Here is a 12326-nt window from a genome sequence, read left to right as displayed (position 1 = left end):
TGACACGATCCGACCCACATGGCGGCGGAATGCCAGCACCGGCTCCCCATAGCCAAGGCCGGCTGGGGCAACCTATGGACGCGACGTTGGGTTCAGCCGAGGTGGGGGTAGGTGCCGGCGAGGTAGTCGCCGATCTGCTGGCGCATGCTGAGGTGGATGTCGTATTGGTCGAGTTCGGCGGGCTGGATGAAGCGGACGCCGTCAGCCTCGTCGTTGATCGTGGGCTCGCCGCCGACGGGGCAGCCGATGTAGGTGTTCTCGTACTGCTGGCGGATCTCGCCATCCGTGTAGGCGACGATGTGGTTGGGGTTGGTGTAGACACCCAGGAAGCCCGTGATCTCGGCGAGGATGCCGGTCTCCTCCAGGCATTCGCGGATAGCGCATTCGGCGGCGGTCTCGCCGATGTCCTGGGCGCCGCCGGGCAGCGCCCACTGGCCCGTGTCCCGGCGGCGCTGCAGCAGGATGGCGCCGGAGCCGTCGACGACGAGCAGGTTGCTGGCAGGGATGAGGGTGTTGGCCTTGGGGGCGTTCGGGTCGTTGTAGTACTCGGTCCTGCCCATGTGCGGTGGACCCCTCCTGGTCAGACGGTGGGCACCGGCCTACCGGTGTTCAGCAGTGAACCGTTCCAGAGTAGGGAAGGCGCCAGTGTCGATCGTGTTGGACGACTCATACTGATCAAGTCCCATCGTGAAGAGGGCGCGGCGGTACTGCCACTTGATGTGCTTGTCGTGCCGTGCGGGGTCGGTGGGCCGCATGAGGGCCAGGAAGAAGAAGCACTTGACGAGCAGGAAGTCGCCCAGGTGCTCGCTCACGCGCCGCCCAATCAGGGATGCGGTGGTCTCGTCGAGTGCGGCGGTGTAGGCGGCGCGCTGCTCCGGGGTGATCGTGTAGCCCTTGCCTCCGCCCTTGAAGGCCACGATCTCGAGCGCAGGGTAGACGTCGTAGCCGAGCGGGACCGGTCCGTGATGCTGCCAGTCGATGACCCCAGTCCGGAGGGCGTTGGGCAGGCCGTAGTCCAGGTGCCCTTGCACCATCGGAAGTTGAGCCAGCCGGTCGAGGGCATGCTTGACCGCCCCGTGAACCCGCAGATTGTCGAAGTCCGGGTTCTCCTCGAAGACCTCGGGCGCAAAGGCCGCTCTCTCGAACCACGGTGTCGAGGGCAAGGGGTGCCTTGCCTGGGCCTGCAAGAGACACGATGCGACAGCAGCAGCCGTGCTGATCACCTGGTAGCTGACCTGCCCGTCTCGCCTGGCATCGGCCAAAGCCTCCTCGTGCAGCGAGGAATCACCGATGGCTCGCTCGACGACGAAGTAGCTTCCGCCTTCGGACCCGCTGTCGACGATCTCCGGGACGGGGTAGCCCAGGCTGGCGGCCACCTGCTGGAACTCGCACTCCGCCCGCAGGTCCTCGCCGCCGATTCGCTTGTAGAGCAAGCCGTCGGCTGACCTCAACACCGCGCCTTCAGTGGCGGTTCTTGCCTTCACGAACTCCCAGTCGCTCATCCATCCATCCTTCCGTAGCGCCGAGTTGGCGTGGAGCAGGTACGACCGTGCCGGGCAGGTCGCGTGTCGCTGGGCCGGCCGCCCCGGGGCGGAAGGGCGAACCGTCCCCGTCGCCGCCCGGCTGGTGTGCCTGCGTCGACACAGGCGGAGTTGGCGGGCACGCAGCGAGCGGTCAAGGTCAGCGGGCTGGACGAAACGGACGCCGTCGACGCATCGTTGATCGTGGGCTCGCCGCCGATGGGGCGGCCGATGTGGGCGTTCTGGCACTGCAGGCGGACCTCGCCACCGCCTGCCGGGGTCCGCACCTGTCCTGATCTGCGGCGGAGCGAATCGCCGGGCGGCGGCTGGACCCAGCCGGACGGGGGCGAATGAGACCAGAACTGAGACTAGAACGGGCGGTCTGGCGGCGCCAATGTTGCCAGTAGCGGCGAAGAGGTACGTGAGCCTGCTCCCTCTCTCGTATCGCCGAGCGCGAGGATCAGCCACGGTGGCAAGATCCGTAAAGTTCCTACCGACTGAGAAGCCTCCTGAGTACAATCGATCGCACTGAGTCATCAAGTGCTCTTGGGAAACGGACCCTCCGGAGTGACAGATGCCAACCCCTTCGCGCCGCCCTCAGGGCGCGTGAACCACCCGGCGTGGTCATCCCTGGACGACCACCTGTGGCACTCGTGCGAGATCGTTGCGGATCTCCTTGGAGGCGGCCTGGCTCGCCGTCCGCTGATCGCCACGACTGCGAGACTGGAGCATGACGACCGTGCCCTCGCCGTCGGCCCCGGTCAGCGTTCGACCTGGCGAGCCTTGGGCAATGGGCGCTACCAGCACAACAGTGTGGTCGCCGTCGGCAATCCCGCATTCATCATCGGGAGTCTTTTGGGTTCCGCAGCTGGCAACTCCGCCAGGCGGCGACAGGCGGCGCGTGACGCCCAACCGCGATGGATGGTCGACGGCCCGGGAGAGGTGACGATCACCCGTCAGAAGCTCCACTTTGCGAGCAGCACGAGCGGGCTTGACCTTGAGTGGCGGGCCCTGAGCACGATCGACCTTGTGAGCGTTGCAACGTTCCAGACGAGCTTCGTCAATACTCGCGGCCAGCAGGTGACGACGATGGTGCACACACCGTGGGCGTCCCTCGCCTTCGCTGTCGCCGCCATCACCGCGTTTCCCGCGCATCCTCGTCTGCTGAGCGGTGGATGGCTCCCCCCAGGGTTCGAGCAGAAATGCGCCCGCTTCGGTCGACCGTGCCGCCCGGCCGCCACACTTGCGGCGCGCCAGTGAGCCTCCGGCTCCCGCCACGTGTGGTGTCGACTTGGCCTCGGGCGGGGTAGGTACTCAGCCGCAATCCGACAGAGCCTCGTTGATCAGTACGCCCAGGTCGAGCCCGTCCCCCGGTACTCCTCGACCGGGATCGGGCGTACATCGGGGCGCATGCGGTCGGTGTAGAGCAGGCCGTCGAGGTGGTCGATCTCGTGGGCGATGAGGCGGGCGAGGCCGAACTCGTAGGTGACCATGGTGATAGTGCCGTCGAGGGTGGTGGCGGTGACGTCCATGCGGAGGGGGCGGGGGACTATGCCGCGGACGTCGAAGAAGCTGAGGCAGCCCTCGTACTGTTCGTCGGTCTCCTCGGAGACGGCGGTGATCTCCGGGTTGAGCAGGATGATCGGGTCGGCGCCGGCGGTCGGGGGCAGGACGAGGGCGGCGGCGCGGGGGATGCCGATCTGCGGGGCGGCGAGGCCCATGCCCTTGGCGAAGGAGTGGACGCGGCCGATCTGCTCGACGGCGGTGAACAGTTCGTCGATCACGGCCTGGGCGGCGGCGTGTTCGGTGGGGAGGTCGAAGGGCTCGGCGGGGCGGTTGAGAATGGGGGTGCCCTGCTGGATCACGCCGAGGGACTGCATCTGCTGGCTGGGACGCACCTTGATCACCTGTTCCCGTGGTCTGCGTCTGGCTTGGGGCTGCCAGGAGCGAGCGTGGAAAAGCAGGACCGCGATGGCCCGGGCGAAGTGCTGGGGCCCCGTTCGGCGTGGCGACTGACGCGAAGCCAAGCGGACCTCTGATCCACGCTACCGGCGGTGCCCTGCTGCCTTCCCTGTTTCGTCTCTGCGCATGGCGGTCATCGACAACTCGGCAAGGCGCGGGAGGAATTTCACGTCGAGCTGTTCCACCGGATGCAGGAGGCCACGCTCGCAGGTCTCAGCGATCCACATCGCGCAGTTGGCTCGCGGGTAGGCGGGGTTGATGCCGACCTCTCCCTTCGGGACCGTCCCGTTGAACGGGGCGGGGATGCCCTCGGTGTTCCAATAAGCCCATGCCTCCATGGCCTTGGCCTGCTCGAAGGTGAGGTAGAGCTGCGGGTAGCGGTCGATGACCCGTAGGTCGCGAAAGACGAGCTGTCCCAGCAGCCCCGGCGCCGCTTTGGTGAGAGTGTCGAAGTCCGAGTGGTGGAAGGTGAAGGAGGCCGCGTCCTGACCGGGGGCGAGCGCCACGGTGGCGAACAGGTGCGACAGGCGCCTCCTCGTGTACTGGGCGACTCCGGCGGTGAGGCCGGTCTCGATCTGGCCGACGAGGTCGAGGAGGCGGTCGTGTCCTGGGTTGAAGCGGGATAGGTCGAAGAGTTTGTCCATGCCCTGGACAGCGGTGAAGGCGAGCTGCTTGTAGAGGCGGTTGTTCATCTCTCCAAGCTGGGCGTACGCCTTGGTCTCATAGCTGGTGGAGTGGAGCATCAGGTATTCGGAGAGCACCTCGAAGTAGAGGTAGCCGAGGAACGGGAGGGCTGGCACGGTGGCGGCGAGCTGGTCGATGAAGTCGACGTCCGGCGTTGGTGTTCCGGTGGCGTTGGCGAGGGCGGTGTCGAGGAAGGGCGCCGCCGCCTGGATGCGTCGCAGGACCGTCTGGCGGAGCTGGGCGTCCTCGTGCTCGGTGAGGAAGCTGCGGTGGGTGAGGTAGGTCCGCAGGTGGATCGCACCGAGGCGGAGGTAGTCGATCCCCTTGGGTGGCACTGGAGCGTCGGGGGTGATCTCGAAGACGAGGGTGCGGGTGTGCTTCTTGGTCTCCAGGAGGTAGGAGCCGAGGTTGTGGGGGCGCAGGCCGGCGGGCTCCGGCGTGAGGGGCGCGCAGTAGAGGGCGGCGACAAGGCAGCCCGTGGAAGCGTAAAGGTGGCCGCTGGCGCGGATGGCGTCGAGGGCGACGGTGGTGTGCATCAGGTGGATGGGGCGGCCGGAGGCGAGCGTCTCGGTCATGGCGTTGCCGCGTAGGAGCCAGCCGTTGGGGGTCTGGTGTTCGAGGTGGGATCGCCAAGCGGATTCGGTCTCGGTGAGGCCGGCGAGTCCGGGGCGGGTGGGGGTGGTGGTGTGGTCGGTGTGGGCGTTGTCCCACTCGGCATGCATGAGGTGGCCTCCTACTACGCGGGGTCGAGGATCTGGCGGGCGTGGATGAGTGCGCTGTAGTTGCTGGCGCCGTCGAGGCGGGCCTGTTCACTGCGGACGACCAGGTCGTGGGCGACGGTATGGAGCCAGGCGGGCGGCACGAGCCGCAGGTGGGACGGGTCGGGCCACCAGCGGGCGAGGGGGAGCCGGTAGCGGTCCAGGCAGTCGGCGGCCTTGAGCAGGTCGATCAGGTGCGGTGCTCGCTGGTAGAGCTGGTTCTGCTGCGGGGTGAAGCGCTCGTACGGCACGTCGTGGAGGCTGATGGCGGTAGCGGCCTGCACGAGGACGTCCTGCGGCAGCTCCCAGCCGACCAAGTCGGCGACGGCGGCGTGGTTGCGGGTGAACCAGGCCGCTGCCCGCCGGCCGTGACCGGGGTCGTCCCGGTCGTTGTGGCGCCGGCAGTCGTGGACGGCTGCGGCGACGCACAGCGCGGCTCTGTGGTCGCGGTCGAGCCCGTACTCCTGGGCGAGGATCGACGAGAGCAGCGAGACGCGGGCGTTGTGCCGGGCGCCGTGGATCGAGTCGGCGCACCGGGGCTCCGCGAACCAGGTGACGTCCGGTACCAGCATGAGCGGCGGGTGTGGCAGGGTGGGCGGCGCGGCGGAGACCTCGGGCCGCATCCCGGCGATCCAGTTCAGTGTGGACTGATCCATGACCTGGTGGTCCGGAAGCATCCGGTTCTCGGCGAGTTCTCTGAGCGACGCGGCGCCCGAGCGGTGCGTTCGTTGGGTCATGTCTGCTTCCTCGAAGGGATGGGTTCGGTGGGCGTCAAGCTGGGCGTGGCGGTCCTGACCATGGGCACACGGCCGAAGGAACTGGCCGAGCTGTTGGGCTCGGTGGAGATGCAGACCGTCCCGGCCGCGAGGGTCGTGGTGGTTGCCCAGGGTTGCCCCCTGCCGGAGCTACCGGCGTGGGTGGAGGGCGTCGAGCTGGCCGAGAACCTCGGGGTGACCGGCGGCCGGAACGTGGCGCTGGAGCACCTGCGTGACGTGGACGTGGTGATCGACCTGGACGACGACGGCCTGCTGATCGCCGACGACGTGTTCGCGAGGATCGAGGCCCTCTACGAGGCCGACCCCCGGCTGGGCATCGTCTCCTTCCGGATCGCCGACGAGACCGGGCTGACCCAGCGCCGCCATGTCCCTCGGCTGCGGGCCGGCGATCCGATGCGCGGCGGCGAGGTGACCAGCTTCCTCGGAGGCGGCCACGGGCTGTCGACGAAGATGCTGCAGCAGGTCGGAGACTGGCCAGACGCGTTCTTCTTCGCGCACGAGGAGACCGACATGGCCTGGCGGGCACTCGACGACGGCTGGAGGGTGCTGTACGTCCCGGAGCTGCTGCTGCAGCACCCGCGGACCAGCCCGACCCGGCACTCGTTCTTCTACCGGGTGAACGCCCGCAACCGCGTGTACCTCGCGCGCCGTCACCTGCCCGCGTTGCTGGTGCCGGTCTACCTCGGGGCGTGGGTGGCGCTCACCATCGCCCGCACCCGGGACATGGCCGGTCTGAAGGCGTGGTTCGCGGGCTTCGTCGAGGGCTGGCGCACACCGTGCGGTCGGCGCAAGCCGATGCGCTGGCGCACGGTGTGGACCATGACCCGGCTCGGCCGGCCCCCGATCATCTAGGCCGCAGCGGCTCGGGGCATCCATTCCGGGATCGCGCTGGGGTTCGCCCGCAGCCAGGCCACGTACCGGGCGACGCCCTCCTCGATGCCGGTGGTCGGCCGCCAGCCCAAAAGCTCCTCCATCCGCTCGACGGACGCGTACCCGCCTTCGGGGTCACCGGGCGGCATCGGCGTCTCCACGAGCTGCGTGTCGGGGTAGTGGGCACGGACCAGTTCGGCGACCTGCCGGATCGACGTCCCGGTGCCCGTACCGATGTTGACCGTCTCGTTGTGCGCGCGGGGAGCTACCAGCGCGTACAGGGTGCCGGTGGCGATGTCGTCCACGTGGACCAGGTCGCGGATCTGGTGGCCGCCGCCGTTGAGGTGCAGCGGCAGCCCGAGCGCGGCCCGCATGGCGAACCAGGCGACCACCCACGAGTGGCTGTTCTCCTTGACGACCTGCGGCTCGCCGTAGACGGAGAAGTACCGCACTACGGCGTACGAAGTGCCGACGCCGCCGAGCACGGCGGCGGTCTGGTACTCGCCCCAGACCTTGCTGTTCCCGTACACCGAGACCGGGGAGACGGCCGCGCCCTCGGTGAACTGCGCGGGCACGTAGTTGTGCACGGGCTCCGGCGAGGTGCCGTTGCCGTAGACGCTGGCGGAGGAGACGAACACCATCCGCTGCACCTGGTCCGAGGCGGCCACGGCGTCGAGCACGCGCTGGGTGCCGATGATGTTGGTATCGATGGCATCGAGCGGACGGCGCGTGCAGGCGGCGACGTCGGCCAGGGCGGCGGCGTGGATCACGTAGTCGCAGCCGGAGATCGCCTCGCTCATCAGCTCCGGGCCGGCGATGTCGCCGACGATGAAGTCCGGCTCGGTGGTGTTGATGCCGAACCGGTCGCGGTAGACCTCCGGCGGGTAGGCGTCGAGCCTGCACACCGAGATGGGGCGGGCGCCGAGCCGGCGGAGCTGGGAAGTGATGCGGCTGCCGATGAGGCCGCCCGCTCCGGTGACCAGCACGGTCTTTCCTGAAAGCTGTTCGAGGGACAAGGGAGCTCCTCTGCTCGGTGGTTGATCAGCCCTCGCGGTGCTGCGGGCACTTGCAGATGGGCCAGGTCGCGGATGCGTGGTAGGCCGCCACGTCGGGTTCCGAGTCGACGAGGACGACTCCGGAGTCGTCGTAACGGGTGCCGTCGGCCGCGACCCTGAAGGTCCGGATGTACAGGCCCTGGCGCCGTTCGGCGGGGAGCTTGAAGTCCGGGGAGTTCTCGTTCTTCACGCCGCCGACTCCCGGTACTGCTTGCGGCGACGTCGTCCAAGGGCGAGCTGACGCAAGACCTGGGCGCGCCTTCGGGCGCGTTCCCGGTCCGGAACGAAGACCGCAGCCCGGTCGCCGGCCTGGATGCAGAGGTCCACGGTGTTCACGTCGCACCCCCGGACCTGATGCCCCTGGTCACGTCGCAGGGCCACGGGCTCCCGCACCGCACGCACTGCCCGTTCTCGCTGCGGTGCTCGTCCAGCAGCATCCGGTCGTTGGTGGCCGTGGTGCTCTCGGCCGTCGAACTCGCAGTCCGGCGCGGGGTCGACGGGTTGGGGTCCACCAGCGTGGAGGAGCCGTTGAGTCTCCACGGGTGCTGTGTGCGGTCGGCAGTCGTCATCAACCTCTCCGGGTTCGCGAACTGGCGCGGCTGCCCGTCGGCGTCGAGGGACGCAACGACGGAGCTTGCCGCAGACAGCCGCGCCGCGGGCTCCCTGCCGGTGTCGGCTGCACCCTGCGGAGCGGCATGTCAGTTAGTGAACCGCCCAACCGCTACCAGGAGTACGGTGTTGGACACGCAATGCGGTTTAAGCGGTTTAACGGCCAGTCAGGCAGGTGGGCGTTGGCGTCGGCGAAGGAACCGAACGAGAAGCTGCGGGCGCTCATCGACGAGACGAAGCTCTCGGGTGATGCGATCGCGCGCCTGGTCAAGCGGGTTGCGGCAGAGCACGACGAGTTCCCGGAGACCAACAAGTCGAGCATCACGCACTGGAAGAACGGCGGCCAGCCGTCCGGGAACGTCGGGCTGTTCCTGGCCGAGGCGCTGGGCCGTGCGCTGGGCGGCCGCGTCGTGACCCTGGAAGAGATCGGCCTGATCGCCCCCTCACCCCAAGTTCCCGACTGGGACGCCGATACGCTGGGCGCGCTGGCCGAACTCGGGAGAACCGACGTGGACGTGGAACGCAGGCGGGCGCTGGGGATGGCGGTCTACTCGGTGGGCGCCCTCTCGCTACCCGGCGAGGACTGGTGGAGCCGCATGTCCGAGCGGGGCAGCGCGCGCAGCTCGGCCGCAACCCGACGGGTCGGCCCCGGAGACCTCGCCGCCGTCCGGGACATGACCACTCTGTTCTCCCAGGTGGACCAACGGCGTGGCGGCGCCCACGCCTGGACGTCCGTGGTCCAGTACCTGACCACCGACGTCACCGCCTACCTGCGCGGGAAGTTCGCCGACGAGCGCGTTCGCCGTGACCTCTTCTCCTCCGCCAGCGAACTCGCCTACCTGGCAGGCTGGATGGCGTTCGACAGCGGTCGACACGCGACCGCGCAGCGGTACTTCACCGAAGCCGTGAAACTGGCGGCCGAGGCCGGCGACCCACCCATGGCCGCCCACGTGCTGCGAGCGATGGCACACCAGGCGATCGACCTCGGGCACCACCAGCAAGCACTGGCCCTGGCCGCCGCGTCCGTCGACGGCGACCGGTACACGCTCGCCTCCCCACGGGAGCGCGCGCTCCTGGGCGTCGTCCACGCCCGGAGCCTGGCCGCCGCGGGCCGCAAGAACTCCGCCGCCAAGGCGCTGCTGCGGGCAGAGGACGACCTGTCCGCCGCCAGCGACGGCATCGCGGAACCGGACCGGGTGTTCTTCTTCGGCGAGGCCAGCCTGGCCCACGAGACCGCGTGTGCCCTGCGCGACATAGGAGACCTCGACGGCTCCGTCCGCGAGTTCCACCACAGCGTCCGCACCCGCAAGACGACGAAGTTCACCCGCACCCACGCGGTGACACTGGGATACCTCGGCTCCGTGTACGCGCAGATGAACAACATCGACCGCGCCTGCGCCACTTGGTCGCAGGCGCTCGACGCCATGGACGGCGTACGGTCCGGCCGCACCCGGCAGGCCGCCGCCGACATGCGCGCCCTGCTCTCCCCTTACCGCCGACGCGGCACCTCGACCGTCAGCGAGATCGACGCACGCGCTGCCGCGTACCTGTCCGAAACAGCCTGATGAGGAGTCACTGATGGCAGACCGTGAGACGTTCGAGGTCGAGGCCCTCGGCCACGTGGTCGGCGGCCGGACCGAACCCACTGACGACTTCTGGGGCGGAACCCGAGCGGTCATCCGGTTGGACGGATCCCTCTTCACGCCCGACGCGACCAAGGGCCTGGAGGACTTCTCGCACCTTGAGGTCGCCTTCCGGTTCCACCTCACCGACCCGACCGACCTGAACCTCGGAGCCCGCCGGCCCCGGGACAACCCGGACTGGCCGGAGGTCGGGATCTTCGGTCACCGCAACATGCGACGCCTGAACTGGCTCGGGGTGTCGCGCTGCCGCCTGATCAAGGTCGACGGCCTGGACCTCCACGTCGAAGACCTCGACGCGGTCGACGGCACCCCGGTCCTGGACGTGAAGCCGTGGTTTGCCGAGATGGGGCCGCGCGGAGAGCACCGCCAGGCCGACTGGACCACCATCATGCTCCGCGACTACTTCGCGCCAGCAGTCAGCGACTGACAGGGGCGAGGTTCACCGAAGCTGCAGGCCGCCACTGCTCAGTGGCGGCCTGCAGCTTTGGGCCGGTCAGGTTGGTGACGAGCACGTATTCCACGGATGTCGCATTCGGGCGGATGGGGCCGTCACGTGGGCGGGCGCCGTGGCTTGATGCCGCTGGCCGCCGTTCCGTGTTGACGGCCGGCGCGCGTACGGCACCGGGCAGGTGCGCTTCGGCCGGTAGTGGGCCGTCCGCAATTGAGCTTCCCCTGAGCTGGAGTTAGCTATTGCTGACAACTTGTCAGTAGCATGCCGAGGGCAGGCCTGCCCGTCCCCCTGACCACCCACGTCGAAGGTGCCCCTCTGCATGTTCATGCGCACCCTCCGGCTGTCCGCGCTCGCCGCATCCGTGGTGCTCGCGCTCAGCGCCTGTGACCCGTCGACGCCGACTGCCCAGTCGGCCGGCCCCGCCTCCGCGTCTGTCTTTGCCGTGCCCAGCCCGACCGGCGAGGTCCTGCCCGAGGCCGCCACCGGTAGCCAGAAGGTCACCCTGGTCGCCCCGTCCACGGCGCCGTCGGCCGCGGCGGCCGCTTCTGGCACAGCGAAGGCGTCTGCTGCTGCGTCCCCGTCCACGGTGCCGTCGGCCGCTCCGGCTGCTTTTGGCACGGCGAAGGCGTCCGCCGCTTCGTCCCCGTCCCCGTCCGGGACACCCGCCGTGGTGGCGGGTGCTCCCGACCTCAAGCTGGACGCCTACGACAAGGGGACCGGCAAGGCCGTTCTCGCTGTGGCCGACACCGGCAAGGGCACCCCGAGCCCTGCCGCCACGGCGGCGGCCACCGCCGCCGTCCAGGTGGGGCAGGTGATCGACAGCCCTCCGTCGGCCGTCGCGCCGCACGGCGCGCTGCTGGCGATCACCGACGTCAAGCCGGCGGGTGACGGGAAGCTCGCGGTAAGCACCCGCCCGGCCTCCATATCCGAGCTGCTCGGGTCGGCCTGGGCCAACATCAAGACCGCCCTGGACCCGCACAAGATCCAGGTCACCCCGAAGGTCAAGGACCTCAAGGCGTCCTACGTCCCGAAGCCCGGTGGCGGCGAGGGTTCGGCCTCCGCTGTCCTGCAGTTGGACGCGAATGCCACCGTCCCGCTGCCCGGCGGTGCGAAGGCCTCGCTCACCGGCTCGCTCGAACTCGACCCGAGCGTCATGTTCTCCTACCAGGGCACCCACGGCATCCTCGCCCCCGAACAGGCCAAGGTCGGTTTCGACCTGGGCGCGCGCGCCAACTGGCACCTCACCGCCGGCCTCACCGGCTCCACCGGGCAGGTGAAGATCCCGATCGCCACGCTCACCGCCACCCCCACGGTGATGGTCGGCACGGTTCCCGTCGTGATCGTCCTCAACGTCACGGTCTACGCCACGGCCCACGCCGACGGCACCGTCAGCGTCGACGTCACCCAGGAGATCACCGGTGACTGGGCCCTGCACGCCGACTACACGAAGGCGGGCGGCTGGACCTCCACCACCGAGCCCGTCAAGACCAGCGTCTCCCCGGTCAAGGCGTCGTTCGAGGGCCGGGCCTCGGTCAGCGCAGGCCTCGTCGCCGAAGGCTCCGTCGCCCTCTACGACACGGTGGGCGTGAAGGCCACGGTCGAGCCGTATCTGCGGGCGGACGTGGACGGCTCGGTCAGCATCGACTCCAGCGGCGGCAAGCCGACCGTCCATGGCAAGGCCGGACTTTACGGCGGCCTCGACGTGGACGGAGCGGTGCTGGCGCGGATCGCCATCATGGGTACTCCGCTGATCGAGAAAGACATCCCGTTCAAGCTCTACCACAACGAATGGCCCATCGTGGCCCGGGAGTTCACCTCCCCGACCGTGGGTGCCCAGCCGAGTGCCTCACCGGCGAACTGACGGCTCCTGCTGTCACCTGATGCTGCGGGGGCGCGGCCCCCCCGCCCCGGCCACCGGGCCAAGGGGGGGATTAGCCCCTTGGGCGGGCGGCCCCGCCGCGGCCCCACCCGGGGCCGGGGGCGGTGTTAGTGGGGCGC

General features: G+C 69.2%; 13 protein-coding genes. 5 read left to right on the top strand and 8 right to left on the bottom strand.

The features are described from left to right. Positions 1–92 precede the first annotated feature (92 nt). Positions 93–560 carry an NUDIX hydrolase gene (locus ACFVWU_RS05300; RefSeq protein WP_387615885.1) on the bottom strand — a complete coding sequence of 156 codons (468 nt, stop codon included), beginning with the start codon at positions 558–560 and terminating at the stop codon, positions 93–95. A gap of 39 nt (positions 561–599) precedes the next feature. Continuing rightward, the gene (locus ACFVWU_RS05295; RefSeq protein WP_387615883.1) at positions 600–1502 is read right to left on the bottom strand and encodes a phosphotransferase; all 903 of its coding nucleotides are present in this window, start codon (positions 1500–1502) and stop codon (positions 600–602) included. A gap of 585 nt (positions 1503–2087) precedes the next feature. Here ACFVWU_RS05295 and ACFVWU_RS05290 point away from each other — a divergent pair. Further along, positions 2088–2780, top strand: coding sequence for a hypothetical protein (locus ACFVWU_RS05290; RefSeq protein ID WP_387615881.1), 693 nt, complete (start codon positions 2088–2090; stop codon positions 2778–2780). An 83-nt stretch (positions 2781–2863) separates the two neighbouring features. Here the strand turns inward: ACFVWU_RS05290 and ACFVWU_RS05285 are convergent, their stop codons facing one another. The 3 genes from ACFVWU_RS05285 to ACFVWU_RS05275 all read right to left on the bottom strand — a co-directional run bounded on the left by ACFVWU_RS05285 (position 2864) and on the right by ACFVWU_RS05275 (position 5661). Then, on the bottom strand, positions 2864–3418 hold the full coding sequence (locus ACFVWU_RS05285) for a peptide deformylase (protein WP_387615878.1): 555 nt from the start codon (positions 3416–3418) through the stop codon (positions 2864–2866). Positions 3419–3565: 147 nt separating this feature from the next. Continuing rightward, the gene (locus ACFVWU_RS05280; protein WP_387615875.1) at positions 3566–4888 is read right to left on the bottom strand and encodes a hypothetical protein; all 1323 of its coding nucleotides are present in this window, start codon (positions 4886–4888) and stop codon (positions 3566–3568) included. Positions 4889–4902: 14 nt separating this feature from the next. Continuing rightward, entirely contained in the window at positions 4903–5661 is a 759-nt protein-coding gene (locus ACFVWU_RS05275; RefSeq protein WP_387615872.1) for a hypothetical protein, read from the bottom strand. A 60-nt stretch (positions 5662–5721) separates the two neighbouring features. Between ACFVWU_RS05275 and ACFVWU_RS05270 the strand changes: the two genes are divergently transcribed. Further along, entirely contained in the window at positions 5722–6552 is an 831-nt protein-coding gene (locus tag ACFVWU_RS05270) for a glycosyltransferase family 2 protein (protein WP_387615961.1), read from the top strand. Here ACFVWU_RS05270 and ACFVWU_RS05265 read toward each other — a convergent pair. From ACFVWU_RS05265 to ACFVWU_RS05255, 3 genes are all read right to left on the bottom strand, one after another. Continuing rightward, the gene (locus tag ACFVWU_RS05265) at positions 6549–7586 is read right to left on the bottom strand and encodes an NAD-dependent epimerase/dehydratase family protein (RefSeq protein ID WP_387615869.1); all 1038 of its coding nucleotides are present in this window, start codon (positions 7584–7586) and stop codon (positions 6549–6551) included. The two genes, ACFVWU_RS05270 and ACFVWU_RS05265, sit on opposite strands and share 4 nt — an antisense overlap. 25 nt (positions 7587–7611) lie before the next feature. Then, on the bottom strand, positions 7612–7815 hold the full coding sequence (locus tag ACFVWU_RS05260; RefSeq protein ID WP_355672218.1) for a hypothetical protein: 204 nt from the start codon (positions 7813–7815) through the stop codon (positions 7612–7614). A 142-nt stretch (positions 7816–7957) separates the two neighbouring features. Continuing rightward, positions 7958–8194 carry a hypothetical protein gene (locus ACFVWU_RS05255; protein ID WP_387615865.1) on the bottom strand — a complete coding sequence of 79 codons (237 nt, stop codon included), beginning with the start codon at positions 8192–8194 and terminating at the stop codon, positions 7958–7960. A 222-nt stretch (positions 8195–8416) separates the two neighbouring features. Between ACFVWU_RS05255 and ACFVWU_RS05250 the strand changes: the two genes are divergently transcribed. The 3 genes from ACFVWU_RS05250 (at position 8417) to ACFVWU_RS05240 (ending at position 12189) form a co-directional block, all read left to right on the top strand. After that, positions 8417–9799: a Tat pathway signal protein gene (locus tag ACFVWU_RS05250; RefSeq protein WP_387615863.1), complete on the top strand. Its 1383-nt coding sequence runs from the start codon at positions 8417–8419 to the stop codon at positions 9797–9799. Between the two features lie 13 nt (positions 9800–9812). After that, positions 9813–10304 (top strand): TrmO family methyltransferase, encoded by a 492-nt coding sequence (locus ACFVWU_RS05245; RefSeq protein WP_380608635.1) that lies wholly within the window; start codon positions 9813–9815, stop codon positions 10302–10304. Positions 10305–10647: 343 nt separating this feature from the next. After that, positions 10648–12189: a hypothetical protein gene (locus ACFVWU_RS05240; protein WP_387615859.1), complete on the top strand. Its 1542-nt coding sequence runs from the start codon at positions 10648–10650 to the stop codon at positions 12187–12189. Positions 12190–12326 lie beyond the last annotated feature (137 nt).

It is taken from the genome of Kitasatospora sp. NPDC058190, assembly GCF_042883685.1.
GTDB lineage: Bacteria > Actinomycetota > Actinomycetes > Streptomycetales > Streptomycetaceae > Kitasatospora.
This window is presented reverse-complemented; position numbering and strand designations above follow the sequence as displayed.